Origin of the sequence: Vagococcus martis, from assembly GCF_002026305.1 — a bacterium.
In the GTDB taxonomy this organism is placed as follows: Bacteria; Bacillota; Bacilli; order Lactobacillales; family Vagococcaceae; genus Vagococcus; species Vagococcus martis.
This window is the reverse complement of record NZ_MVAB01000001.1, coordinates 1,417,885-1,442,349: the sequence shown is the minus strand read 5'-3', so window position 1 is coordinate 1,442,349 and position 24,465 is coordinate 1,417,885. Positions and strand designations below refer to the sequence as shown.

29 protein-coding genes and 1 pseudogene are annotated in these 24,465 nt (G+C 32.3%); 7 read left to right on the top strand and 23 right to left on the bottom strand.

Going from position 1 to position 24,465, the window contains the following annotated elements:
* From BW731_RS07025 to BW731_RS07015, 3 genes are all read left to right on the top strand, one after another.
* Positions 1 to 1,440: a glycoside hydrolase family 1 protein gene (locus BW731_RS07025; protein WP_079346859.1), complete on the top strand. Its 1,440-nt coding sequence runs from the start codon at positions 1 to 3 to the stop codon at positions 1,438 to 1,440.
* Positions 1,441 to 1,828: 388 nt separating this feature from the next.
* Positions 1,829 to 2,950, top strand: a complete 1,122-nt coding sequence (locus tag BW731_RS07020) for an HNH endonuclease (protein ID WP_079346857.1) — start codon at positions 1,829 to 1,831, stop codon at positions 2,948 to 2,950.
* 214 nt (positions 2,951 to 3,164) lie between these two features.
* Positions 3,165 to 4,442, top strand: a complete 1,278-nt coding sequence (locus tag BW731_RS07015) for an ISL3 family transposase (protein ID WP_079346855.1) — start codon at positions 3,165 to 3,167, stop codon at positions 4,440 to 4,442.
* Between the two features lie 167 nt (positions 4,443 to 4,609).
* Here the strand turns inward: BW731_RS07015 and BW731_RS07010 are convergent, their stop codons facing one another.
* The 5 genes from BW731_RS07010 to BW731_RS06990 all read right to left on the bottom strand — a co-directional run bounded on the left by BW731_RS07010 (position 4,610) and on the right by BW731_RS06990 (position 9,305).
* Entirely contained in the window at positions 4,610 to 5,899 is a 1,290-nt protein-coding gene (locus BW731_RS07010) for an ISL3 family transposase (protein ID WP_079346853.1), read from the bottom strand.
* A 246-nt stretch (positions 5,900 to 6,145) separates the two neighbouring features.
* Positions 6,146 to 6,376 (bottom strand): hypothetical protein, encoded by a 231-nt coding sequence (locus BW731_RS07005; protein ID WP_079346851.1) that lies wholly within the window; start codon positions 6,374 to 6,376, stop codon positions 6,146 to 6,148.
* 37 nt (positions 6,377 to 6,413) lie between these two features.
* A complete protein-coding gene (locus BW731_RS07000; RefSeq protein ID WP_079346849.1) occupies positions 6,414 to 7,640 on the bottom strand; it encodes a dicarboxylate/amino acid:cation symporter in 1,227 nt (408 codons plus the stop codon).
* A gap of 7 nt (positions 7,641 to 7,647) precedes the next feature.
* Positions 7,648 to 8,382 carry an aspartate/glutamate racemase family protein gene (locus tag BW731_RS06995; RefSeq protein WP_079346847.1) on the bottom strand — a complete coding sequence of 245 codons (735 nt, stop codon included), beginning with the start codon at positions 8,380 to 8,382 and terminating at the stop codon, positions 7,648 to 7,650.
* Positions 8,383 to 8,387: 5 nt separating this feature from the next.
* The gene (locus BW731_RS06990) at positions 8,388 to 9,305 is read right to left on the bottom strand and encodes an ABC transporter substrate-binding protein (protein WP_079346845.1); all 918 of its coding nucleotides are present in this window, start codon (positions 9,303 to 9,305) and stop codon (positions 8,388 to 8,390) included.
* Positions 9,306 to 9,553: 248 nt separating this feature from the next.
* Here BW731_RS06990 and BW731_RS06985 point away from each other — a divergent pair, with 248 nt between their 5' ends.
* Positions 9,554 to 10,072, top strand: a complete 519-nt coding sequence (locus BW731_RS06985; protein WP_079346843.1) for an AAA family ATPase — start codon at positions 9,554 to 9,556, stop codon at positions 10,070 to 10,072.
* 24 nt (positions 10,073 to 10,096) lie between these two features.
* Here BW731_RS06985 and BW731_RS06980 read toward each other — a convergent pair whose 3' ends face one another.
* The 12 genes and pseudogenes from BW731_RS06980 to BW731_RS06930 form a co-directional block, all read right to left on the bottom strand.
* Positions 10,097 to 10,624 (bottom strand): GNAT family N-acetyltransferase, encoded by a 528-nt coding sequence (locus BW731_RS06980; RefSeq protein ID WP_079346841.1) that lies wholly within the window; start codon positions 10,622 to 10,624, stop codon positions 10,097 to 10,099.
* Between the two features lie 4 nt (positions 10,625 to 10,628).
* A complete protein-coding gene (locus BW731_RS06975) occupies positions 10,629 to 11,141 on the bottom strand; it encodes a DNA topology modulation protein (RefSeq protein WP_079346839.1) in 513 nt (170 codons plus the stop codon).
* Between the two features lie 15 nt (positions 11,142 to 11,156).
* Positions 11,157 to 11,609, bottom strand: coding sequence for a GNAT family N-acetyltransferase (locus tag BW731_RS06970; RefSeq protein ID WP_079346838.1), 453 nt, complete (start codon positions 11,607 to 11,609; stop codon positions 11,157 to 11,159).
* 105 nt (positions 11,610 to 11,714) lie between these two features.
* Positions 11,715 to 11,963: pseudogene (locus BW731_RS13080) on the bottom strand (hypothetical protein); the annotation flags it as partial.
* 85 nt (positions 11,964 to 12,048) lie between these two features.
* The gene (locus tag BW731_RS06965; protein ID WP_079346507.1) at positions 12,049 to 13,107 is read right to left on the bottom strand and encodes an IS30 family transposase; all 1,059 of its coding nucleotides are present in this window, start codon (positions 13,105 to 13,107) and stop codon (positions 12,049 to 12,051) included.
* 101 nt (positions 13,108 to 13,208) lie between these two features.
* A complete protein-coding gene (locus BW731_RS06960; protein WP_079346837.1) occupies positions 13,209 to 13,766 on the bottom strand; it encodes a DUF2785 domain-containing protein in 558 nt (185 codons plus the stop codon).
* A gap of 7 nt (positions 13,767 to 13,773) precedes the next feature.
* Positions 13,774 to 14,274 (bottom strand): GNAT family N-acetyltransferase, encoded by a 501-nt coding sequence (locus BW731_RS06955; protein WP_079346836.1) that lies wholly within the window; start codon positions 14,272 to 14,274, stop codon positions 13,774 to 13,776.
* Positions 14,267 to 14,731, bottom strand: a complete 465-nt coding sequence (locus BW731_RS06950; protein WP_079346835.1) for a GNAT family N-acetyltransferase — start codon at positions 14,729 to 14,731, stop codon at positions 14,267 to 14,269. Before BW731_RS06950 ends, BW731_RS06955 begins: the two co-directional genes overlap by 8 nt.
* A complete protein-coding gene (locus BW731_RS06945) occupies positions 14,728 to 16,419 on the bottom strand; it encodes an IS1182 family transposase (protein WP_079346834.1) in 1,692 nt (563 codons plus the stop codon). The genes BW731_RS06950 and BW731_RS06945 overlap by 4 nt, the downstream gene beginning before the upstream one ends.
* 143 nt (positions 16,420 to 16,562) lie before the next feature.
* Positions 16,563 to 17,429, bottom strand: a complete 867-nt coding sequence (locus tag BW731_RS06940) for a hypothetical protein (RefSeq protein ID WP_079346833.1) — start codon at positions 17,427 to 17,429, stop codon at positions 16,563 to 16,565.
* Between the two features lie 14 nt (positions 17,430 to 17,443).
* A complete protein-coding gene (locus BW731_RS06935) occupies positions 17,444 to 18,112 on the bottom strand; it encodes a class D sortase (RefSeq protein WP_079346832.1) in 669 nt (222 codons plus the stop codon).
* On the bottom strand, positions 18,112 to 18,681 hold the full coding sequence (locus tag BW731_RS06930; protein ID WP_079346831.1) for a hypothetical protein: 570 nt from the start codon (positions 18,679 to 18,681) through the stop codon (positions 18,112 to 18,114). The genes BW731_RS06935 and BW731_RS06930 overlap by 1 nt, the downstream gene beginning before the upstream one ends.
* A 177-nt stretch (positions 18,682 to 18,858) precedes the next feature.
* On the opposite strand from BW731_RS06930, the gene lepB reads away from it, so the two are divergent.
* Genes lepB through BW731_RS06915 form a run of 3 tightly spaced genes read left to right on the top strand, consistent with a single transcriptional unit; the run spans position 18,859 to position 20,369 of the window.
* Positions 18,859 to 19,359, top strand: coding sequence for a signal peptidase I (gene lepB / locus BW731_RS06925; RefSeq protein ID WP_079346830.1), 501 nt, complete (start codon positions 18,859 to 18,861; stop codon positions 19,357 to 19,359).
* Positions 19,360 to 19,383: 24 nt separating this feature from the next.
* Positions 19,384 to 19,794 carry a helix-turn-helix domain-containing protein gene (locus tag BW731_RS06920; RefSeq protein WP_079346828.1) on the top strand — a complete coding sequence of 137 codons (411 nt, stop codon included), beginning with the start codon at positions 19,384 to 19,386 and terminating at the stop codon, positions 19,792 to 19,794.
* A gap of 56 nt (positions 19,795 to 19,850) precedes the next feature.
* Complete coding sequence (locus BW731_RS06915; protein ID WP_079346826.1) at positions 19,851 to 20,369, top strand: NUDIX hydrolase; 519 nt, start codon at positions 19,851 to 19,853, stop codon at positions 20,367 to 20,369.
* Between the two features lie 6 nt (positions 20,370 to 20,375).
* Here BW731_RS06915 and BW731_RS12615 read toward each other — a convergent pair whose 3' ends face one another.
* The 6 genes from BW731_RS12615 to leuC all read right to left on the bottom strand — a co-directional run bounded on the left by BW731_RS12615 (position 20,376) and on the right by leuC (position 24,462).
* Positions 20,376 to 20,552, bottom strand: a complete 177-nt coding sequence (locus tag BW731_RS12615) for a hypothetical protein (RefSeq protein WP_158080175.1) — start codon at positions 20,550 to 20,552, stop codon at positions 20,376 to 20,378.
* Between the two features lie 103 nt (positions 20,553 to 20,655).
* Positions 20,656 to 21,114, bottom strand: a complete 459-nt coding sequence (locus BW731_RS06910; RefSeq protein WP_079346824.1) for a GNAT family N-acetyltransferase — start codon at positions 21,112 to 21,114, stop codon at positions 20,656 to 20,658.
* Positions 21,107 to 21,412, bottom strand: a complete 306-nt coding sequence (locus tag BW731_RS06905; RefSeq protein ID WP_079346822.1) for a MazG-like family protein — start codon at positions 21,410 to 21,412, stop codon at positions 21,107 to 21,109. The genes BW731_RS06910 and BW731_RS06905 overlap by 8 nt, the downstream gene beginning before the upstream one ends.
* Positions 21,412 to 22,452, bottom strand: coding sequence for a nucleotidyltransferase family protein (locus BW731_RS06900; protein WP_079346820.1), 1,041 nt, complete (start codon positions 22,450 to 22,452; stop codon positions 21,412 to 21,414). Before BW731_RS06900 ends, BW731_RS06905 begins: the two co-directional genes overlap by 1 nt.
* A gap of 58 nt (positions 22,453 to 22,510) precedes the next feature.
* Positions 22,511 to 23,089, bottom strand: a complete 579-nt coding sequence (leuD, locus tag BW731_RS06895; protein ID WP_079346818.1) for a 3-isopropylmalate dehydratase small subunit — start codon at positions 23,087 to 23,089, stop codon at positions 22,511 to 22,513.
* Positions 23,089 to 24,462, bottom strand: coding sequence for a 3-isopropylmalate dehydratase large subunit (gene leuC, locus BW731_RS06890; RefSeq protein ID WP_079346816.1), 1,374 nt, complete (start codon positions 24,460 to 24,462; stop codon positions 23,089 to 23,091). The genes leuD and leuC overlap by 1 nt, the downstream gene beginning before the upstream one ends.
* Positions 24,463 to 24,465 lie beyond the last annotated feature (3 nt).

Here is a 24,465-nt window from a genome sequence, read left to right as displayed (position 1 = left end):
ATGAGTAAATTTCCAAAAAATTTTTTATGGGGTGGCGCGACAGCTGCCAATCAATTAGAAGGTGCCTATGATAGAGATGGTAAAGGGTTATCAGTAGCAGATTTAATGCCTGGTGGTAAAGACAGATTTGAAATATTAACAAGTGAAAACTTTAATTGGGAACTAGATGACACTAGAATTTACCCTAACCATCGAGGGATTGAGCATTATGATCGATTTAAAGAAGATATCGCATTGTTTGGCGAAATGGGATTTAAATGTTATCGTTTTTCAATTGCGTGGTCTCGTATTTTCCCTCAAGGTGATGAGTTAGAACCAAATGAAGCAGGATTAAAATTCTATGATCAATTAATTGATGAATGTTTAAAACATGGGATAGAACCAGTTGTCACTATTTCTCATTACGAAATGCCACTTAACTTAGTTAAAAAATATGGTGGTTGGAAAAACCGTCAATTGATTAATTTTTATGAACGATATGCAGAAGTTGTTTTATCAAGATATCACACTAAAGTAAAATATTGGATGACGTTTAATGAGATTAACTCTGCAAGTCATGTACCAGCATTGAGTCAAGGTTTAGTTAAATCAAATGGTGCAAAAGATTATAAAAACGTAGCTCAAGCTTGGCATAATCAATTTGTAGCTAGTGCCAAAGCAGTTCAATTTGCTCATGCTTTAAATCCTGAATTACAAGTAGGTTGTATGATTATTTATGGAACAACTTATAGTATGGATTCAAATCCGGTAAATGAAATGGCGACAATCATTGAAAATCAAGAATTTAACTACTACTGTGCTGATGTACAAGTAAGAGGGAAATACCCAGCTTACACTGAACGCTTCCTTTCAAGTAAAGGGGTTAACTTCTCTGATTTAGAAATAGCAGAAGGGGATTTAGCATTACTAGAAACTAATACTGTAGACTATATTGGCTTCAGTTACTATATGTCAGCAGTTATTGATGTGACTCAAGACACACCTGAAACTGTTGGTGGAAACTTAATGGGTGGCGTGAGAAATCCATTCTTAAAACAAAGTGATTGGGGATGGCAAATAGATCCAGAAGGCCTACGTATAGCGATGAACAATCTATATAACAGATACAACGTTCCGTTATTTATTGTTGAAAATGGTCTAGGAGCTCATGATAAAGTTGACGAAAATGGTTATGTAGCAGATGATTACCGTATTTCTTATTTAAGAGATCACATTGAAGCTATTGGTCGAGCGCTTGAAGATGGTGTGGACGTAATGGGGTACACTCCGTGGGGCTGTATTGATTTAGTATCAGCATCAACAGGTGAGATGAGTAAACGTTACGGATTTATCTATGTTGATTTGGATGATGAAGGAAATGGAACGCTAAATCGTTCTAAGAAAAAATCATTTGATTGGTACAAACAAGTCATTGCAACAAATGGTGAGGATTTAGATTAATAAAGTGGTATGTAAAAATAAAGAGGCTGACCCAAAAGTAACTTTTTAAATGAAAATCACTAAACTAACAAAACAGAAATCCCACGAAGTCAGTGTTTTAACAAACTGATTTCATGGGATTTTTCTATTTTAAAGACTTTTGGGTCAGCCTCTTTATTTTTATAATTGTTATATGGAGTTATATTGATTCTCTTATTTTAAAGAATTAATATAACTACTTGTTTTATGGAGTTTTAAATAAGAAAACTGTATACTAGATAGTGTAGATAAAAATAGGTAGTAATTTTTCTAGGATATTATGAAGAATAAAACAAATTTTAATATTTAAAATCTTAGGATGAATACTAGAAGATTTTTGATAGAAACTATATAGTTTGGAGATTTAAATATGAAAAATATAATACATTTTAACGAATTATCTACTGCTGCATTAATTCCTGGATGTATCTATCAAGGAGGAAACAAAGGAAATGTCGGAGATGACCCTATTACTCGTTTATTAGGAGTAGGTAATTCAGGGGGAATGAGGCCAAAAATAAATTGGGACAAAGAAATAGCATATATTGTTTTACTAAGCAACCCAGCTAATTTCCATGAATACCCTGATAATCTTGATATTTCTAATAATGTGTTAACTTATTATGGTGATCAAAGAGTAGCTAATAAACACTATTCAGAAACTAAGCATAAAGGTAATATAAATGTGAAAGGATTATTTGAACAGGTACATTCTGGTAACTTGATAAAAACATTCCCATGTTTTTATTTTGAAAAAATTGGTGGTAAAGGTCGTAACTATAGATATGTTGGGATTGCATATCCTTTTGTTAAAAATAAAAAATTGGAAGAGGTTTGCAAAAATATAAAAATACAATCTGGAAATGGCGTTATTGATAATTATAAATTTTTATTTACAATAGATTCAACGACAATAGTTACAAGAGAATGGTTAAACTCTTTAATTATAGGTATAGAAAATAGTCAAAAATATGCTCCAAAATCTTGGATTAATTTTTTGGAAAGCAATGGTAGGAACTCGAATAACGATATACGAAATGAGTTTTTTTTTGAAGATTATGTGGAAGAAGCCGCATCTATATATACAACAGGCACTATTGAAAGAAAAATTAATTCGAGAGTAGGGCAGGACGTAGTAAGAAATGCGATTTTAAAAAAATTTAGAAGCTGTCAATTATGTGAAATAAATTATCCTGAACTATTAATAGCTTCTCATATTATTCCTTGGAAGGACTCTGACACAAAAGAGATTATTACTAAATTCGGAGATAATATAAGAGGAGATATTAATAATATACTTTTATTATGTGCTAACCATGATAAATTATTTGACAAACACTTAATAAGTTTTAATGATGATGGTAGTGTATTAATATCAAGTAAAATAAAAGAAGAACACTATGCTTCACTAGGAATACATAAAAGCATGCAAATCAAAATGAGTGATAAGCAAAAAGAATTCATGAAGATACATAGAAAAAGTTTATTATAATCAAATGTAACTTTTTATCTATATGAAAAATAATAATATAATTTATTTTGATATCATCTATTAATTTAGATGGTATTTTTTGGGCTGTACACTAAATCGTGTTGATAGATTAAATTCTATCAATGCGATTTTTTGTTTTAGGCATAGAAAAAGGGGCATTCTTATTGGTAAAATTAAGTCGACTATAACTAACATTACAAAGGAGAATACCCCTATGGATAATAATACAAGAAAACTACTCAATTTAACAGATGATTCTCTTATTTTTAATGATGATTGGTTGTCTCGCGAAGCGAGAAACAACCGCTCAGTTAACATGATTACAGGAAGATTAGTGAATAAAGATAAGCAATGCCAGAAATGTGGATGTTATCAATCCGTTAAAAATGGAACGTATCAAACCATTAGTCAATTGCCTGAAGTTGAACGTCGCCCAACTTATCTGAAACTTCACAGAGAACGTTACCTTTGTAGAAACTGTGGCTCAACTTTCAGTGCTTTTACTTCTCTAGTAGATGACTATTGTCAAATTTCTAAACAGCTTAAATACCAAATTGCCTTTGACTTAAAAGAGAATCAATCACGTAAAAAAATCGCAGAATACCACAGTGTCTCTGAAAATACTGTTAAACGTGTGTTAGTATCATTTACGAATAATCAGCAACCTAATTTTAACTTCTTGCCCACGGCTCTTTGTGTAGATGAGTTTAGCTCTACTTCTGATTGTCATGCTGGAATGAGCTTTATTTGTGCTGATGCGGCATCTAAAAAAATAATCGATATCTTACCTGATAAAAGATTGCATAAGTTGGTTTCTTACTTTATGAAGTATTCCAGAAAATCACGTTTAAAAGTAAGATTTTTGGTCATGGACATGAATGCAAGTTACGGTCAACTATTAAAAACAGTCTTTCCAAACGCCGAAATCGTTACAGATCGATTTCATATCATTCAACATATTAACCGCTCTTTCAACATCTTAAGAATAAAAGAAATGAATCAATTAAAACGCCACAATCAAGAGGAAGGAAAGCAGTATCGAAGATTAAAGCGTTATTGGAAACTCCTTTTAAAGGACAGTTCTGAATTAAACTATAAACACTTTTATTATCGTCCTTTATTCAAGAGAAATATGTCATCTACCGAATTGGTAGATGAGTTACTTTCTTATAGTTCTCTATTAACAAAAGCGTATCATTTTATCCAAGAATTGAAGTATGCTTATAGAACCAACGATTATGTCTTATTTTTAGAGTTATGTTCAAAGATACCTGTTGAATTACCAAAGTATTTTAAAGATAAATTCAAGATATTTGGTAAGTTCTCCCAAGGAGTCATGAATGCCTTTAAATACTCCTATTCAAATGGTTTCTTAGAAGGCATTAATAATAAAATTAAAGTGATTAAACGTGTGGCCTATGGCTATCGAAACTTTCTACTATTCAAACGACGTATCTTTTTGATTCAAAATCAAGTTTTTCAGGTTAAATAAAAAAGCGAGAGAATTTCTTCCCTCACTTCAATTAATTCTATTTCATTTTTGAGACTTTTTCATCAATATTATTGTCCATCAACACGATTTGACATAGAGCCAATTTTGATTCATCAGTCCTTTAAATTATAGAGCCAGAATTTAGGATCTAGAAAACAACATGTTTTCTAGATCTTTTTTGGTGTCTTGAATACAGATTTTTTTAAACAAATTGCTATTCGTAATTTGAAATTATAAAAACTTCTCATGCCATAGGCATTACGCTTAATGACTTTAATATGATTGTTCATACATTCTAAAGGACCGTTTGAATACGATGTTTCAAAAGTATTTTTTATTTCTTCTTGATACTTTCTAAATGTTTTAAAAACAGGTATATACTCTTGAAAAAGAGTTTTTTGATTGATTAAATCTACAAATAGAGAATAATCTTTTGTTTGAAAAGCTCTTAAAATCTGTTGATAAATATTATAAGCATCTGTAAGTTCAGCATTGTAAGTAAGTAGGCGTTCAAGTAATTCTTTTTCAGAAAGATACGTTTTAAATGAAGAGTGCCATTGTTGTTGAATAAAGTCTAGTTTGCCATAACTTTTTTGAAGTAATTTCCAATATTTTTTTATTCGTCTATAAATAATTCCATTATCTTTATGCTTTAATTGATTCATTATTCTAATTCGTATTTTTTGAAAAGCTCTACCAATGTGTTGAACTAGATGAAATTTATCTAAAACGACTTTAGCGTTAGGAAAAAGTCTCTTAGTTAAGATGATGTAGGGTTGATAAATATCAGAAACAACATACTTCACTTGTTCTCTGTTAGATAAAGAGAATCCGTTAAAGTATTTCTCGATCTTAGGTAATCTTCGATCAGGTAAAATATCAATTAACTCCTTAGTGTCACCATCTATCATAATAAAACTCATAGATCCAGCTACTTTTTTTACAGATTTAAACTCATCAAAACAAAGGACAGCTGGTAAGGAATAACTATATTTCTGAATGGGTTGATACCATTCTTTAAGTACCCGATAAACAGTTGAAGTAGAAACGTTTGCTTGTTTTGAAATGTCACTCATAGATTGTTTAGAAGTTAGTTTTTTAGCAACAAGACGTTTTAAATTGTTAGAAATAGAATTGTTTCTAGAAACAAAAGGCGTATCTAAAACAAATGTCGATTGACAATCTTTGCACAAGAAACGACGTTTCTTTAATTGAACATATGTAACGTATTCAGAAATAGCAGGAACTTTAATTAAACTAGCAGTATATCCCCACTTAATAATGTGTGTATCCTTTTCTTCGCAACGAGGACAACATTCTGGTGTTTCATCTAAAAAACCTTCAAATACTCTAGAGAAAACTCCCTTTATTTTCCTAGTAAACAAACAATTTTCATTAAAAATAATATTTAGGTCTAGTATATTTAAGATATCTTTGATAGTCTGTGAGTATGACATGTGGTATCCTCCTTAGATTGTTGTTTCGCAATTTCATTCTAACGGATAACACATGTTTTTGTGTACTAAAAACGAGGCTGACCCAAAAGTCTCATCATCTTAAAAATTTTACTCATAAGTCCAATTAGACAAAGAGACGATTTCTCAACTCCTTAACAGTATAACTTTTAAAGATCACTCCAATTTAATTGAGTTGTATTTAGGGGTTTTCAATTAAGTGATTAACTTAATGTTTCTATTAGTACTTTATTTATAACCATCAAAATCCATCATTTGATGACAGTTATTTCTTCGTTCTGTCTGTCTAGCATTCTCATTATGGAAATTGTCTCTTCTTTCCTCTTTTTGATTCCAAGAGGTAGTATCGTCTTGATATTGATAATGTGGCATGGCATTTGCGTATACTATGCTACCTGTAAACAAAGTTACTATTGACACTGCTATTATAGTGAGTAAATTTTTTGTTTTTTTATTCATTTTTACACCTCCTTTTATGAAAAAAATTCTTACAACTTTAAGCATTAAAAACGTTCTTATCAAATTCATCTAATTTATTGCTAACAATAATTGATGAATACACATTCCCCATCACATTTAATGGAGCGCGTGTTAATGAGTAAAAATAATCTAATCCCGCAAAGACTGCTACTCCCTCAACTGGTATTCCAATCATTTGGAACACAATGGCCATTGAGACAATCCCACCGCCAGGAACACCTGGATTACCAAATGATGCGACGATGGCAAATACACCTAGTAAAATTAATTTTGATGTAGTAAATTCTATATCAAAAATAGATGCACAAGCAACTGCTGATAAGATATTGGAAATTGGGGCACCATTTGTATTCAAAGCATTTCCAAGTGGCAACACAAAATCAGAAATTCTTTCCTTAACACCCATTTTATTTGGTACTTCATTCAAAGCAACTGGCAAAGTGACTGCTGAGGAGGTTGTAGTAAATGCCATTAATATAATGCTTGAACTGTTTTTTAATAATTGGACAATATTTAATTTATATCTCACTGACATATATAATGTGTACGCAGCAAAAAATAAAATATCTACAACACTAACCAACAATAAAATTTGACCCAATGATGCTAGGGCACTCACTCCACTCGTTCCAATAACCCCTGCAATCATAGCCGAAATACCAATTGGGGCATAGATCATAACGATTGTCACAATTTGCATAATAACTTTTCTTAATCCTAATGTAAATTCATACACACTATTAACGGCTGGGTTATTCTCTTTCAATATATTAACTGAAATTCCAAACAATGCGGCAAATATAATAATTTGAACAATCGTACCATTTGCTAGAGCTGCAACTGCATTATCTGGGATAAAATTTACCAGCGTTTCTTGGATACTCTCGCTTCCTGCTGCACCTTCATAAGCACCTTTTCCAGGAACAGTAATATTTAATACTGGTGGAAAAAATTTTGCGACAATAACTGATAAAACAGCTGATAGTGATGTACTCACGAAAAATACACCTAATGTTTTAAAGCCAACTGATTTTAATTCTTGCAAAGGCAAAGAGGCACTTGCTTCCACTATTGAACAAAAAATAAGAAGTGGCACGCACATTTTCACTGAACGTAGGAAAATATCACCTAAAAATTGGATATTGGCCGTGCTCTCGCCAAAAGCAAAACCAATGAGTATCCCAATAATCGATCCAACGACAATACGCATAGATAGGCTTGAATTTTTTATTTTTTCTAACATCTTTTCGTTACTCCCCTTCTTTACCAACAAAATAATTAGCTAATGGTTGTGGCGGTTGATTGAATTTTCTTATCTTACTTTGAGACAATCCACTTTCAACAAACAGAATGGCTAATTTAACAGATACAGCGACCGGATCAATTACTGGTATATTAAATTTGTCACTCAACATTTGAGCATAAGGTGCAAATCTCGCTCCACCTAATACGACAACTTCTGCACCATCTTCATGAATTAATTTATCAATGGTGTATTCAAGAGACGCTTTCGTCGTGTCTGTCGTTTCAACAATATCTGTATTCATTTCGATTCCACGGACAGAAGCTAAACGAGACTCTATCCCAAACAAACGAGTTAAATCTTCTTGATAGGGAATATTTTGATTAAATACAGTTAAAACAGAGTAGCGATGTCCAAGCATTGGTGCAATCATTTGTGACGCCTCAGCTATTGGAATAACTGGGATAGACAACGCTTCTTTCAGTGCAAACATGCCAAAATTCCCAAATCCTGCCAACACGACAGCATCTGGTTTTACCTCATCAATTTCTTTTAATATTTCGCGAACAAATGACCATACTGATTGATAATCTCCAAAAACTGAATCAATATGTTTCGACCCTAAGGGATTGGTAAATGGAATGAGTTCCACAGATGAATCTCTGATATCTCGTCGTGCCGATTCCATCAATACATCTGTTAATTCTTTATTACTATTTGGATTAGCTACCATTATTTTCATAATATCTACATACCTCCTTGTTTTTTCATTGCTTCAAAAGGTTTGTTATCAACCAACTGGTTATAAGAAATGGGTTCATCAATTAAATCTCCTAACACTAAATCGGCTTGCCATGTTTCTAATTCACGTTCTTCAATTTTAACGCTAGGGGTCCACATGCCTTGTTTGATAAATGTATCAATCGTGTTAACCCCTTCATCAACAGACATATGTGGCCAAAACCTTTCAATAATCGGGCGACATACTTCCCCACCATTTTCCAATAAATAGGTCGTTCCCTTTTGTAATCCCGCAACAAATCGATTGAATTTATCTTGGTCTTTTGCGATCGTTTCAGGTAATGTGTAGTAAACACTCCAAGGAATTTTTTCATCATTTTCCGTCAAGTTTTTATAAAAATACCCTTTACCTCTTGCAATCATTGAGTGTGCAACATCAGGTTGTAAGACGATAAAATCACCAAACCCACCCTCAAATAACTCACATAACATAGAGGTGGAAAAATCATGAACAAAACGAATGGTCTCTACATTCGCTCCTCCTTTTTTAGCACTTCCTAATGCTGCGACATAATGACTCGCACCATCACCACCAGATACTAATACGCGTTTATTTTCCATAGCCGTCCATGAAAAAGAATCAACTTTTTCTCTTGATACGATAAACAATGGGCATTTTGATGCAATCTTTGCGACAGAGACATAATCTTTGATATGATTGTGATACATAATAGGAACCCAAATACCACCTAAAAGAACATCAGCCTCCGCTTTGTTAATATCATCTAATCCATCTACCCAAGGAGTTGGAGTGTAACTTGTTACATCTACACCTTCCTCTTTAAAAAAACCACATTCTTGCGCTAAATACTGTGGCATATAGTTCATTGAGACACCCGTTGCCGCGATTTTAAACTCGTTCATTACCCTAATCCCTCTTTCAAAAATCACAAACCTTTTTGTGATAGCGTTTTCCAAATTATAATCCTTTCAGTAACAAAATACTATGTGCAAAACAATCATTTATCATACCTTTTTTGTTCAAACTAACTGATTGACTTATCCCTTAATCATACATAGATAGATTAACAGGTTTAGTTTTATTCATTATTTGTACTTTATCCGTCTACCATGATATATTTAACAAAACAATTGAATGGAGATTAATTATTATGATTATATGGATAAACGGGGCATTTGGCGCAGGTAAAACAACAGTGGCTACTGAATTAATTAAACAGATTCAACCTTCTTTTTTGTATGATCCAGAAAATATTGGTGATCTTTTTCGTTCAAATTTGCCGATTAGTATGCAAAAAAGTGATTTTCAGTATTATCCGGAATGGCGTCAGTGGAATGTTTATCTTCTTAAAAAAATTTATCAAGAATACGAGGGGGACATCATTGTGCCCATGACGATTTACAAAACAGAAGCTGTTTCTGAAATTCTTGGAAAGTTACGTGAAGAAAATATACCAGTCTGTCATATTCAACTCGATGTATCAAAAGAAACCATTATTTCAAGACTCCAAGAACGTCCTAAAGCACTAATTGAATGGGGCGAGAGTAAAGTCGATGAGATACTAGAAGCGTTTAATACATTTCCACAAGACGATAAAATAATGAATGATGCGAGACCAATAAAAGAAGTCTTATCTGACATCATTAAAAAAATAGAACAGCAGAGGTAATGTCAGTTATCCACTGCTGTTTTTTTAATTATCTATCCAATATCTTCTGACTAACTGATTGTCCGATTCATCTAATAATTTATTTTCAAGTATTCCTCCATTATGTTCAATCACTTTGGCTGATTCGATATTATCATCATTACAAGTAATCAGTAATTTTTTATTCGAACATCCCTTTTTCTCTACTAACATCTCTTTAAGCATTCGACTTGCATAGCCTTTTTTTCTTTCAGACGGGGCGACTGAATAACCAATGTGCCCACCATAATGAAACAAATACTCATTCAGCTCATGTCTAAAATGAATCATCCCCACAATTTTTCGGTCGGTTTCTCTAATAAATAGATACTGCTCTCCAGTAACAAAATCCGGATTAGGAATTGTTTCGTTGGATTCATATAATATAAGATGATCTAACCAATCTGATATATTGATAAAATCAGATAACCCACTTGACCCGTCTATCCAATTCACACCCGACTGACTTAAAAATTCCGTTTTATAATCTAAAATAGCTTGTGTCCATTCACTCGTTGGTTTAATTAATATCATGTTGTCATCCCCTTCCTAAGGTGTTTAAAAAAATTGTTATTTCTTTTTTATTTGTTAATTTGATTAAAGTTTGTTTATGAGTCAATTGATTAAGATACTCATCTATCAATGGCTCGTGGTTTTTAGGAAAGTGCCATATCCATTTTATAAATTCTATATTTATTTTTTCAGGACAATCCTCCTGCATATCAGGTCTAGTTGTCCCACGATATTTAATCACTCGCTTCAAAACTTGATACAAACAAACTAATCTCGCTTTCTTCAAATAAATAATAGTATCTGCTTGTTTCATTCTGATGTCTAACGTACTACTATAGTTTCCATCAATAATCCAAAATTCTTTCTCCACGATATCTGATAGAATAGTTTGTTGCTCATGCTTTGTACTCATCTCCCAATGAGGTTTCCAAAACAATTTATCTAAGTGATATAGCTTGATTGATAATGTATCTTCTAATTGGCGACCAAGTGTGCTTTTACCGGTACCAGGTGAACCGATAATCATTATTTTTTTCATGAAAAACCTCCTTATTTATGGCGTATCATGACGGTACATTCTTACAGAATCGTTTGTTTCTTCTTCTTGGACAGCACAATAATAAACCCAGTCATACTTTTCATAAAACGTCGTGTGATCTGTGATTAAATAGAGCGTTGTAAAACCTAAATCATTCATGTCATTTACTATATGGTTCAAAATTTTTCCTGCGAGCCCCTTAGACCGATGACTTTCCTCAACGTATAAAGCACAAAGGTTTGGTGTCAAATCTTTTCTATTGTGAAAATCATTTTCAATCACCCCAGCACCTGCTATGATTTTGCCTTTCATCCTAACAACATACCACTGTGTCTGACTTCTAGGGTAATCGATACATTCTGCCATGCTCTCTTTGTAACTATCTACAGGTACTCCCCATTTACTACTAAACCACTCTGAAGCTTGGTTTATGAATGTAGGATTATCCCTAATATTCATAATGTCCATTTTATTCTCCCCTTTATGTAATATGTATCATTTTAATATAACAAATTAAATTTCTTTGTCAGTCACCTTTTTTATTTAGAGTGAATTTTACTAGGCATCAACCCATTAATACTGCTTTAAATAGCATAAAAGTGCTTGTTCTATCTCTCTATCTAAACATCCGTCATTCATACAATGAAAATAAACATAAGCTAACATATTTTTGAATACTGCTAATTGATAAAAATCCGAATTATTCTCCAAAGGAAATTCAAAGCTTTTCATCCAATTTATAAAGAGGTTACTTGATATTTTTTTGTGTTTTATTCCTATATAAATCGCATGTGCTATACGTTTTTCTTCTTCGTCTATAAATGGTTTCTCTTCTAAATTGCAATATTAAGTTAGCCACCTAGGTAAAAACATCTAATTTTTTGTGTTATTCTATTAAAATCCATCCTTACCAACATGTTTTGATTTTAAGCTTTTGAATTTCTTCTAAAAATAATGTAGCTGGTTGTCTATAATTTAAGATTTTACGTGGTAAAAGATTAATTTTTTCAGTAGCCAGTTGAATGAATTGTTTTGAGTAGTTGCAGATTGGAGTTCCTTTCGGAATAAATTGTCTTAATAAACCATTATGTCTTTCATTTGTACCTCGTTCCCAAGAAGAATAAGGATGAGCAAAATAGACATCCGTTATTTGTTGGAGAGTATCATGAAGCGAGCTAAATTCACTACCATTATCAGCAGTAATTGATTGAAACATCTTGCTAAAATTAACTTGTCCGAACTCAGATTTTAATTGATTAACAGTATAACAAACAGACTCTTCTGTATGATCATCTAAAACAACAGTGATCATGTAACGCGTTTTTCTTTCAACAAGAGTAAGTATAGCATTATCATCTTTAGATTTTGAACCAATAACGCTATCTATTTCCCAATGACCAAAGTTTTTTCTATCATCAACTGTACTTGGTCGTTCATCAATCGATTTTCCTAGTTCTTTTTTATGCTTACGACTTCTTTTCTTTTTAGGTGAGAGTCTGATCTTCATCTTGAGATGATGGTTTCTAATAGGTAAAAAGCCACTATCAATATAATTATAAAGTGTCTTAGTAGAGACAGTAGGTGTATTCCAGGTCCTCATGGACTTGGTAAAACCAACAATTGCATCTGGTGACCAATTAAAATCAATAATCTGTTTACAGGCATAATTAATAAAGTCAACAGCACTGGCTAGCTTAGAATTAGCACCACAACGCTTTCTATTTTCTATATATTTAGCTTGTCCTGTCTCAGCAAAATAGAGTTGTCTAGGCTTTTTATTTTCTTTGATTTGCGTTGTTGTACCACGTTTTAGCTCATTGTTTATTGTTTGATGGTGTCGACCTAATCGTTTACCGATTGCTCTATTAGAATCACCTCTATTATGCCAAACTTCAATAAGTTGTCTTTCTTCAAAGGAAAGATGTTTATAAGTCAATTTTTGTGTGGTATTCTGAATTTGCGCCATGATAAAAATTCCTTTCGTTGTTGGGTAGATACTTCAATGATACATGAATTTTTACCATGGTGTTTTTTTATTATTTTAGGGTGGCTAACTTGATTCTACAATTAACCAAATGGTTTCTCTACTGAATATATCACATGTTTGATTGTTTCTAATGAATTGATAACATCAATTTCCGTAAATAAATCATGACTCATCACATTACTAAGATAATCCCCACCATGAGCAAAAGCATGTACCCATCCATATATTTCTGAATAGCCGGTCTTATCTATTTCCTTTTGTAAATAAATAATAGCTGTATTAAAAAAATATTCTCTTTCATCATGTGTTAATAGATTATGGTAAGATGATTTTGAATCACCATCGGATTGAATAATGAATCCATTTAAAAGTGCGGTAAAGCTTCTTGTCAGAGTAGATGGTAATTGTTCTTCTATACGATAAAATATTAAATTTCCCTCAATTGTCTTATCTTTGATATAGACAAACTGTTTATCAGTAAACATTCCTTCTACTATTCCGTTTGCCAAAGTATTAAATACGATATCATCACGAATACTAGCATCTGTATTTCCGATATTATCCATTAACCAATATATCTCTTCATCAATATATACATCGTTTTCTGACTGAATTTTTGTTAATAATTTTTCTTTCATTTATAGTCTACCTCTTTATTTCTAATTGATATACAATAGTATCTCGTAAGTTCCCCAAACCATCTTTCCAATGATTTGGCAATCTTTTGACTTCATGAAATCCAATAGACTGATACAGCGAAATAGCTCTACTATTTTCAGGAGAAACCTCTATTTCAATTAAGTTAATCGTTTCTATCCGTTTTATGTATTCTATTCCTTGTAACACTGATTGACGACCATATCCTTTACCTTGATTATTTATTTCGCCAACCTTTATATCAAATGTAGCTACCTTTTCTCTTATTACTTTAAAACAAAATTCGCCAATAACTTTTTTATCTTCATCTAAAATCACAAAAAAATTAGCTTGTGGCTGTTCTTGATATCCTTTAATACTTTGAACAACTTCATCATGAGTAAGATTCAACCCCTGTGGAAATCCAACATCTTTCATAACATTTCCGTCATTCCACCATTTTAATATGATTGGAACATCTTTTTTTGTGACCTTTCTAAAACTAATCATCTATTTTTTCCTCAGCTATCTTCTTCAAATTTTTTATAAAACGTTTCTGTCCCTTACTTCCATCATACCCTAATGATTCGTAAAATAAATGCGCATTTTTCCTATTAGCCCCTGAATTCAATCTAATAAGATGTATTCCTCTTAGTAACGCCTCTTTTTCCATCGATTCCATCAATTGTTGACCTATTTTTTGACGTTGATTTTCTTTTAAAACGGCCAATCCTAAAATGTTAAATAGTGTTTCACTGTAAAGATTATCATAAACTTCCGCATGAATGTACCCTACGATATGTCCTGTCTTATCATCTTCATATCCTACTAAATAATGATGTTTATCATCTCTTACGACTTTTTCTAATTGCTTTTTTGTTAGTTCAATAGATACTGGATACCCTAAAGATTTCGCATTAATTTTTTGTAAATCCTCCACATCAGACAAGTTAATTTTTCGAATCATTTTCTTCCTCCTAAATACAGATAAAGAGGCTGACCCAAAAGTCTCTTTACAGAAAACAAGCATTCCAAAATGAAACCTCTCATTTCAGAATGCTTGTTTTTTCGTGATCTCTTACTAATATCCTTCCTATTTTTTCTCAGTTTTCTTAAATTTAGTGCCATTAACGCAAATCCCAGCTCCTGTGAAATCTTATCTTTTCCTCTTACAGAGAATCGATTGAATGCCAAATTAGCCTTCAGATTTCCAAAGGCTGGTTCAACATCTATTTTTCTTTGACGATATATTTCTCCTGTGACATCCTCTTTCAAAAGCTCTCTTACGTGAGCTTTAAAATATTCCCAATTCCCATTTCTTTGAATCACTCGATTTTTACTACTCTTCGCACGAGTACATAATGCTCTAACTGGGCAATTTAAACAAGACTCACATTCATATATTTTAAGTTGTCTTTTGAATCCGGATTTATCTGTTCGAGTAGAGTAATTTCTAAATTTGACTTCTCGATTATTCGGGCAAATATAAGTATCTGCCAATTCATTATAAATCCAGTTATCTGGAATGAATGGATTTTGTTTGTATTTTTTAGTATGTTCTTTCTGATACATTGTATAAGTAACTAATGGAGTTCTTTCAAAATCATCTAAAATTGCTTGATAGTTTTCTTCACTACCATAACCTGCGTCAGCCACAATGTATTTAGGTAAGTCAAAATAAGATTTCTTGATAGTATCTAAGAAAGGAATCATTGTTTTAAAATCCGTTGGATTTGAAAATGTTTCATATGCTAAAACGTATTGATGATTGGTTGCAATTTGAACGTTATATCCAGGTTTTAACTGACCATTCATCATGTGGTCATCTTTCATTCTCATAAAAGTGGCATCATGATCTGTTTTAGAATAGCTATTTCTACCGTTGTAAATATCATGTTGTTCTTTATATTTTTGCTTTCTATAGATAAAGTCAGAAAAAGCTTTCAATGCTTTTTTAGGCTCTTTACGCTCAGAACGAAGTTCTTTTCTCTCTTGAACATCTGAAGTATTTTCAATTTTAGTACTTAAATCACTTACTTTCATTTCCAACTCATCAATGATTTGTTTTAAATTTTCTGTGTTTAACTCATCATCTTCTGAACAAATAGATGGAATGATTTGCTCTTCTACAAGTTGTTGATAATAGGACTTTGACTTTTCTCTCAAAGATTCTTCATAACGTTGTGTACTCTTTTTCCAAACGAAGGTATATTTATTTGCGTTGGCTTCTAACTTTGTTCCATCAATAAAAATAGCTTCTTCATCAATTAATTGTTGAGAAACAAGCTGATTTCTAAATTGAATAAAACATTCTTGAAGTATCGGTTGAACCAGTGGGTTCACTCTGAATCGATTAATTGTTCTGAAGTTAGGTGTCTGTGATTGCGTTAACCACATGGCACGAATGCTATCTTTAGACATAGCTTCTATCTTTCTTCCTGAAAAAATAGATTGAGTGTAGCCACACAGAATAAGCTTCAACATCATTTTTGGATGATAAGACGAAGTTCCCATTCGATGCTCAAAAACTGAGAACACATCCACAGGGATACTTTCTACTAATTCATCAATCGCAAAAGCGATATCATTTTCTTCTAAATAAATATCTAAATTCAGTGATAAAGTAACCTGTTTCGTGTTATAATTCTTATACATAAATAGCACTCCTTTTTAGTTGGTTTCGTCACTTTAATTATATAGGATAGTGCTATTTTTTACGTCAAAAAAGGAAGAAAATCGAAAAAAGATTTTCTTCCTTTTAGTTTATTCTAGAGACTTTTGGGTCAGCCTCTAACATTTTATATAGCTTGATTTTTTCGTCTGAACCCACGTTTTTCAAGTTTTTTATATTCTTTATATGAATAAATACTTAACGTGATACCAGATAATAAGAAAACGACACTAATAATGATTTGAATTATAATGGGTGATTGGAAACTAGCACTAATCCATGATTTCATACTATTATCTAAAACAGACAGTTTAGCTAATGGTTTCTTAATAGTTAAAAACAATGTAAATGATACAAGTAATAACCCTGTACTAGTGACTAAATAAGCTAAATTTCGAATAAATACATGCTTATAACGCGTTCCTGCAAAATACAAGCAAATCACTAATACCACTAAAAAGATACCTGACCCTAATAACAAGAAGTTTGTCAGTCGATTAATTAATGTCACTCGCAATCCAATCGTCGACACAATTGGATTATGAATTTTACCATTATAAAGTGTTACACCTTGTTCTACAAATTGATTTACAGATGCTTGATTAATTTCATTAATCGGTTTATTTTCTTTTTTAGCATATTCTTCCACAGCCGTTCGAATTGTATCCCCAACTGCTTCCTTATTGATATCATATGTTTGGCCAATAAAAGCATTCGTGACAAAATGGTTAAAATCTTTTTCCACGTCTGCTTCTGATATCACATTTTTTAGACCGCCTTTTTTAATCCCACTCGCCATTCCAATATCTTGAATGGATTCATTAATTGATTGGGTAAGATTATTAATATACTTACTATTTTCAGCTTCAGTTACCCAGTGATTCGATGACAATAAAAAAGTTTTAACAATCGCTACCTCGCAAAAAATCGTTAAACACAATATAGAAAGTAGGGTTAGTAAAAACTGATACACATTTTTTATTTTCTTATTCATTCGTACAACCCTTTCTATATATTTAAATCAATCATTTTTCCAGATACTCTTTCTGCATAAACAAACAAACGCTCATCTGTTAAACCAATCATGTCAATTGGGTAGCACGTATATAGAATTAATTGATTATTATCTGATTTTTTATACAGTGATTCAATCGCTTTTTTATCGTCAAATCGAGCGACTTTTTTACTGGTTACTTGGTATTGGTAGGTTTCATAATTCGTCTTGATCGTAATCGTATCATTTGCTTCAACCCCGTTAAGAGCAGCCAAATCAGCCGTATTATGCCCACCAATTAGCGTCGTTCCTTCCTCACCTGGAAAGACACTACCATTAAATTGTCCGACTCCCACACGTAAATCTTCTTGAGAATCCCCGTAGATTAACCTAGCTTGAACATTAAATTTATCAATAATGACTGTCCCGTATTCTGTGCCTAAAGTAGGGTAGTCAACTTGTGATGATGGAACTTTATCATCTACTGCTTGAATACTTTTTTGTTTACTCTCATCAAAAATTGATGGAATATCTTTTGATTCTGCTTTTTCTGTGATACTTACTGCACTTAAAAATAAATCAAAGGTTTCCTTAAATGGTAAAAAAAATAATACCAATACAAGATAAGCAGAAATAAAAAAGAGTACCGGCATATAAATATATGCCAGCACTCTCTTATTCATTAACAACTAGCACCTTTTCTTTTTGAAATAAAACCTGTAGCTACTGTCAATGCCACTAAACTAATGATTGTAATCATTGCGCTTATAATTGAAATTCCTGTTGTTTTAACAACTGGGTTTTTACTTGTTGTTGCTACAAATACTTTGTTTCCAGATTTGTTTGTGATATTTCCTTGACTATCAACAGACAATCCTAATGCTTTTGCAGCTTCTAAAATGTGAGTTCTAATTTGATCTTGGATATTTTTAGGTAACTGTTTTAGAAGATCTTCTAAACTAGTTGCTTTAATACCCGCAGAATTATCAACCACTAATTGTCTTGCAGCGTCAATATGACCAACTACTGTGTTCACTGTTGCTGCATTGTAATCATTTGTTTTTAAATCATTTTCAGCTTGTTGAATGTCAGTTGCAGAGAAAAAGAATCTCTCCCCTTCTTTTGTTGTCACACCTTGATTTAAAGCATCTAGGATACGTTGTTCATCAGCTGAAATAGCTCCTGCTGCGCTAGCTGTAACTGGTAATACAAACACAAGTAACGCAAAAATAATTGATACAAATTTTTTCATTTAATTATAACCCTCCTTTTTTATACTATTATAGTATATCACACCACTACAATACAACATAATTTTTTTATGTATAACATTACTTTTCTTTAAAATCGCTTACTGTGTTTTTTTATAGGGCAAATTATATAGTACTTTTTTTGAAATTGCATTATAATAGATAAAAGGAGGTCAAAAATGAAGAAGCTTTTTAAAGATAATCTATTATTACTACTAAGTATCTGCCTTGTTTTATTCTTACAACTATTTGTCGTGTCACCAACAAGAGTATCTGGCAAGTCGATGAATCATACCCTCCAACATAATGATCGAAGTTTCGTTTTAAAAAGTGATAATATGAAGCGATTTGATATTATTATTTTTAAAACAATCAACTTAACAGGAGAAGACAAACAATACGTGAAACGTGTGATTGGCTTACCTGGAGAAAAAGTGAGTTATCAAAATAATCAACTTTCAATCAACGATATTCCAATCAACGAAACTTTTGATATAAAAGACCAATCCTCTACAGGTGATTTTTCATACACATTAAACTCAGATGAATACTTTGTTTTAGGTGATAATAGAGGAAACTCGACCGATAGTAGACAATTTGGCGGTGTAAAAAAATCTGATATCGTAGGAAAAATGATTTATCGTTTTTATCCTTTACATTCCATTGGAAAAATTGACTAAAGAAACAAAAGAAAGTGAGATTACATGAATTTAGGAAATATTATTACAAGTAAACGTATTGAGAAACAGTTAACGCAAGAACAATTAGCTAAACAAATGGGTGTTGAAAAAGATACCATTGCTGAGTGGGAAGATGATAAAGAGTATCCTGATATGGATTCTTTAATTGTCTTAGCAAAATTATTGGGTATTTCTCTTGATTCACTCTTTTTAACTAATAATTCTACTTTATTGACTGCTATTATGAAAAAATCAAATCGAAAAACGCTCCAATTTGCTACTCTTATCAGTCTAATAACGCTAAGTATCTTACTAGCTATTTTGCTTTTCTCACTATTAAAGGATGAATCAAAATTGATTGTGTCCATTTTGATTATCATCGGTGAATTAGTAAACCTTAGTGCATTGGCTCATTATATAAAAAAATTATCTTAGATTACTAACCACTGAATAGAATACTATTTGGTGGTTTAACTATAGGAGGAAATATCTTGGAAGAACTTTTTACTATCTATAATGCCCAACAACAACCTACTAAAAAAACTGGTGTCAGAGGCATCCCTTTAAAAAAAGGAGAGTATCGTATGGTTGTAACAGTATTATTATTCAACTATCAAAATGAATTATTAATTCAACAACGTTCTTCTAACAAAAATTCATTCCCTAACCTATGGGATTTTTCTGCAAGTGGACAAGTCCTAGCAGATGAGCCTGTTTTTAAAGGAGCTGAGCGAGAATTACATGAAGAATTAGGTATATCAATCAATTTAGCAGATACACCTTCAAGATTTGTTTGTTCTTTTGAAGAAGGATGGGACCATTATTTTTTTGTTCAACAAGATATAGACATGTCACAACTTAAATTACAAAAAGAAGAAGTTCAACACGTTGCCTTCGTTACTCAATCTGAGTTTGATCAGCTAGTAGAATCAGGAGACTTTATTCCTTATCTTTTTAACCCTATGATTTTTGATTTATTTTATCAAACAAGTGAACACAAAAAACATTAAAAATGATCACTCATCCCTAATGTTTTTCATTGATTGTATTAACGCAACAGCTGTAATCGTCGAAGTGAGTAACAACACCACAAACTTCAACCAAATATTATCTTCTCTTAGTAAACCTTGTACTTGTAATGGTAAGCTCAATGCATAAATAATAATCCAAAAAACATTCCAAAACTTTTTCATCACCCACTCCTTTCATAAATCTAACGTTATAAATATATACTTTCTTAATATTATACTTTAAATAAATTAAAAAACATAGATTTTTCAGATTACATAACAACTGTCAGATTTTTTGAATCAGTACTAAACACGGATTCCATTCGTCCCAGAGAGTGGGGAAAACTTCTAATTCGCAAAATCCCACTGATTCATAAAAGTTACTAGTCGCATCATACTGAGGATAGTGTCCTTTTGCAACAGTCTTCACTTGTAAATAGTCATATTTCTCACAACAAACCTCTTTTATTTTCTCCATCAACATTCGACCTATCCCCTGATGATGGTATTCTTTTTTTATTCCCATACAATAAATTTCTACTGTTTTCAAACTCGTTTCTTTTAAACTGATAAACCCGACTACCTCGCTATTTTTTGATGCGACATATAACGGATATTCCATACCAAAATCAACGTATTCTTGTATTGCTTCAGGCATTCCAAACCATTCAGGTAGATCGTTTAAAATATTTTTTATAACCAATTTTTTCTTAACCTGATTTGATTCTGAATAAATATTAACCATCTAACTCTTTTGACTCCTTTATTAGATATTTAGTACCATTTGATTTATATACTCTATTCTCATTTATCTTCATTTTTTTGAGCATTTCTGTTTCTAAATCTACTCCTAAAATCTCTGATATACCAAATAAATAAATTGCAACATCAGCTAGCTCTTCACCTATGTTTTCATTTTTTTTAAATGCATTGAACGCTTCAGAAACTTCGCCATAAAGTAATAAAAACTCTGTTTCAACATTTGTAACGTTAAAACCATGCTTTACTTTATTTTCATATACTCTTTTTTGATACTGTTTCATTATTTCTCCCCCTTTGCCAAAAGAATACTCAATCTTGGGTATTTCTCATCCCACTTTTTCATTTTTTGTCGTTCATTATATAACTTAATTCTTTCCCTATCATTCATAATATATGGAGTTGGAGAAACAACAAAATGCTCTATGTCCTCTAATCCATATGGGCAAAATACGTCAATCTCTCCTTTGTTAATTCGAAGTGCAATAGATGTACATTTTTCTGGATAATGATACACTGCATCTCTACTACTCTTATAAACTGATGTATTTGGATTATGAATGTGCATATAAACTTGATTCTTCACTTCCCAGTTAAAGTCTGGGTGTTTCTTCATTAATTCATCCTGTATCTCTTGATTTTTTTCATACGGAATATCTTTATCATAGAAAGCCACATCAATATCCGTCGTAATATCTAAAATATTTGACTTTGATAAAACATTCCAGAGATAATTTCTTACTGTACCTGCGACTATCCAAGCATCTTGTAATGATAAATCATCAATTATTTTAAGTAACCTCATAAAATCAGGTTGTTCTTTAACTAACTTTTTTACCTTTTCACGCGTCAGTTTGGCTCTATCTATTTTTTCAAAAACATATGATTTAGCTGTTTCTGAATAAACTGTCTCACCTATCTTTAAAAATCCTAATTTCTCATAAAAAGCGTGATTTTTCAAAGAATAGTCAGGCGTCTCAACCACCCACTCATTTGATCCATACATCTGCTCAATTATTTTCCACACACATGTACCGATTCCTTGTTGATGATACTCTGGCACGATACAAAAATAGGCCACTTCCCTTCTATAGAAATCTATACTGATACACCCTATTTTTTTATCGTCCTGACAAATCATAAAACTACTTAAATTCTCTGCTTTAATGATTTTTCTTGCTAATAATCCATCATCATATCCTGGTGGGCCACCTACTGCGTTTTCACCAAAATAATATTTTGTGTCTGAATCAAAAGACCTAATCAATATCTCTGTTATGATCTTTTCATCCTTTTCTGTCACTTGTTTAAGTTGTACATCCATCTCTTTTCTCCTTTACACACCAAAAAGCGAGTAAATGTCTCCACTTACCCGCTAATCATTAAATGCCCTGTACTTTTTCATAAGCCAAAATTTGGTCTTTATAAGCCATTGTTTCATCAATTTCATCTAAACCGCTAATTAATTTATCACGCCATTTTTTATCAATATCAAAGTGAATCGATTCATCTCCTACTTTGATTAATTGATTGTCCAACTCAATTTTAATTGTATCAGTTGCTTTTACTTTTGCAATTTTTTCTCGTTCTTCTTTTGGTAAGATAATTGGTAGTAATCCATTGTTAATAGAATTCATGTAGAAAATATCACTATATCCACCCGCAATAATCACACGAAATCCGTAATCATCTAATGCCCATACCGCGTGTTCACGAGATGATCCACACCCAAAGTTATCACCTGTTAGTAAAATCGTTGCATTTTTATATTCTTCATTATTTAGAATAAAGTCAGGGTTTTCATCACGGTTATCTAAATAACGCCATTCATCAAATAAAAACTGACCAAACCCTGTTTTTTCGATTCGTTTTAAAAAGTTTTTCGGAATAATTTGGTCTGTATCAATATTATCATTTAATATCGGCACAACATATCCCTCATAATGATTGATTGCTTCCATTATGCCATCTCCTCTCTAATATCAACAAAATGACCATTTATTGCAGCTGTAGCCGCCATTGCTGGACTGCAAAGATGTGTTCTCGCACCTTTCCCTTGTCGTCCTTCAAAATTTCTGTTAGATGTTGAAGCACAATGAACACCGGTTGGGACTTGGTCAGGATTCATTCCCAAACACATAGAACATCCCGGTTCACGCCACTCAAATCCAGCTTCTTCAAATATTTTATCTAAACCAATTTTTTCAGCTGCTTTTTTCACTGGACGTGATCCTGGAACGACAATCCCAGTAATCCCATCATGAATTTTTTTGCCTTTGACAATTTTTGCTGCTTCCTCCAAATCAGATAAGCGACCATTTGTGCATGAGCCGATAAATACATAACCCAACTCAATATCTTTAGCATACCCACCTGGTTTTAGGTCCATGTAATCGTAGGCTCTTGTGTCATTTTCATCTTTAATTTCTGGGAAAGCTTCATCAACAGATACACACATACCTGGATTCGTTCCCCAGCTTACTTGAGGAGCAATGTCTTTAGCATCAATTTCAATAATTCTGTCAAAACATGACTCATCATCTGTTTTTAATGTCCGCCATTCTTCAATAGCTTGATCCCAATTTTTTGGTGCAAACTCACGACCCTTTACATAATCAAATGTTGTATCATCAGGCGCGACCATCCCCATTTTCGCACCACCTTCAATGGACATGTTACAAATACTCATACGTTCTTCCATTGTTAATCCTTCAATCGTTGAACCATAATATTCCACTGCGTATCCAGTACCAAAGTCTACTCCGTATTTTGAAATCAAATACAAAATAATATCTTTGGCATAAACACCTTTTTGCAAATCACCAGTAATTTTAACACCCATATTTTTAGGTTTTGTTTGCCATAATGTTTGTGTTGCAAATACATGTTCTACCTCACTGGTCCCAATACCAAATGCAATCGCACCAAATGCTCCATGAGTCGCTGTATGAGAGTCACCACAAACAATGGTTTTACCAGGTTGTGTCACGCCAGTTTCTGGTCCAATCATGTGAACGATACCTTGTTTATCATGTCCATTACCAAATAATGACACATTAAACTCAGCACAATTTTTTTCAAGTGCTTCAATTTGTTTTTTTGCAACTAAATCAGAAATATTGTAAATGTCTTTTGTGGGAACATTATGATCCATTGTTCCAAACGTTAAATCCGGACGTCTAAGTGGACGATTAGCAAGTCTTAATCCTTCAAATGCTTGAGGTGACGTCACTTCATGAATCAAGTGAAGGTCAATGTATAACAATTGAGGTTCACCAGCGTTTCCTGCAACGACATGCTTGTTCCATACTTTATCAAATAGTGTTGTTTTCATATG

Bases quoted from the DNA above. Each gene is read 5' to 3' on its own strand.
- BW731_RS07025 (WP_079346859.1), top strand. From the start codon at position 1: ATGAGTAAATTTCCAAAAAATTTTTTATGGGGTGGCGCGACAGCTGCC.
- BW731_RS07020 (WP_079346857.1), top strand. From the start codon at position 1,829: ATGAAAAATATAATACATTTTAACGAATTATCTACTGCTGCATTAATT.
- BW731_RS07015 (WP_079346855.1), top strand. From the start codon at position 3,165: ATGGATAATAATACAAGAAAACTACTCAATTTAACAGATGATTCTCTT.
- BW731_RS07010 (WP_079346853.1), bottom strand. From the start codon at position 5,899: ATGTCATACTCACAGACTATCAAAGATATCTTAAATATACTAGACCTA.
- BW731_RS07005 (WP_079346851.1), bottom strand. From the start codon at position 6,376: ATGAATAAAAAAACAAAAAATTTACTCACTATAATAGCAGTGTCAATA.
- BW731_RS07000 (WP_079346849.1), bottom strand. From the start codon at position 7,640: ATGTTAGAAAAAATAAAAAATTCAAGCCTATCTATGCGTATTGTCGTT.
- BW731_RS06995 (WP_079346847.1), bottom strand. From the start codon at position 8,382: ATGAAAATAATGGTAGCTAATCCAAATAGTAATAAAGAATTAACAGAT.
- BW731_RS06990 (WP_079346845.1), bottom strand. From the start codon at position 9,305: ATGAACGAGTTTAAAATCGCGGCAACGGGTGTCTCAATGAACTATATG.
- BW731_RS06985 (WP_079346843.1), top strand. From the start codon at position 9,554: ATGATTATATGGATAAACGGGGCATTTGGCGCAGGTAAAACAACAGTG.
- BW731_RS06980 (WP_079346841.1), bottom strand. From the start codon at position 10,624: ATGATATTAATTAAACCAACGAGTGAATGGACACAAGCTATTTTAGAT.
- BW731_RS06975 (WP_079346839.1), bottom strand. From the start codon at position 11,141: ATGAAAAAAATAATGATTATCGGTTCACCTGGTACCGGTAAAAGCACA.
- BW731_RS06970 (WP_079346838.1), bottom strand. From the start codon at position 11,609: ATGGACATTATGAATATTAGGGATAATCCTACATTCATAAACCAAGCT.
- BW731_RS06965 (WP_079346507.1), bottom strand. From the start codon at position 13,107: ATGGCGCAAATTCAGAATACCACACAAAAATTGACTTATAAACATCTT.
- BW731_RS06960 (WP_079346837.1), bottom strand. From the start codon at position 13,766: ATGAAAGAAAAATTATTAACAAAAATTCAGTCAGAAAACGATGTATAT.
- BW731_RS06955 (WP_079346836.1), bottom strand. From the start codon at position 14,274: ATGATTAGTTTTAGAAAGGTCACAAAAAAAGATGTTCCAATCATATTA.
- BW731_RS06950 (WP_079346835.1), bottom strand. From the start codon at position 14,731: ATGATTCGAAAAATTAACTTGTCTGATGTGGAGGATTTACAAAAAATT.
- BW731_RS06945 (WP_079346834.1), bottom strand. From the start codon at position 16,419: ATGTATAAGAATTATAACACGAAACAGGTTACTTTATCACTGAATTTA.
- BW731_RS06940 (WP_079346833.1), bottom strand. From the start codon at position 17,429: ATGAATAAGAAAATAAAAAATGTGTATCAGTTTTTACTAACCCTACTT.
- BW731_RS06935 (WP_079346832.1), bottom strand. From the start codon at position 18,112: ATGAATAAGAGAGTGCTGGCATATATTTATATGCCGGTACTCTTTTTT.
- BW731_RS06930 (WP_079346831.1), bottom strand. From the start codon at position 18,681: ATGAAAAAATTTGTATCAATTATTTTTGCGTTACTTGTGTTTGTATTA.
- lepB (WP_079346830.1), top strand. From the start codon at position 18,859: ATGAAGAAGCTTTTTAAAGATAATCTATTATTACTACTAAGTATCTGC.
- BW731_RS06920 (WP_079346828.1), top strand. From the start codon at position 19,384: ATGAATTTAGGAAATATTATTACAAGTAAACGTATTGAGAAACAGTTA.
- BW731_RS12615 (WP_158080175.1), bottom strand. From the start codon at position 20,552: ATGAAAAAGTTTTGGAATGTTTTTTGGATTATTATTTATGCATTGAGC.
- BW731_RS06910 (WP_079346824.1), bottom strand. From the start codon at position 21,114: ATGGTTAATATTTATTCAGAATCAAATCAGGTTAAGAAAAAATTGGTT.
- BW731_RS06905 (WP_079346822.1), bottom strand. From the start codon at position 21,412: ATGAAACAGTATCAAAAAAGAGTATATGAAAATAAAGTAAAGCATGGT.
- BW731_RS06900 (WP_079346820.1), bottom strand. From the start codon at position 22,452: ATGGATGTACAACTTAAACAAGTGACAGAAAAGGATGAAAAGATCATA.
- leuD (WP_079346818.1), bottom strand. From the start codon at position 23,089: ATGGAAGCAATCAATCATTATGAGGGATATGTTGTGCCGATATTAAAT.
- leuC (WP_079346816.1), bottom strand. From the start codon at position 24,462: ATGAAAACAACACTATTTGATAAAGTATGGAACAAGCATGTCGTTGCA.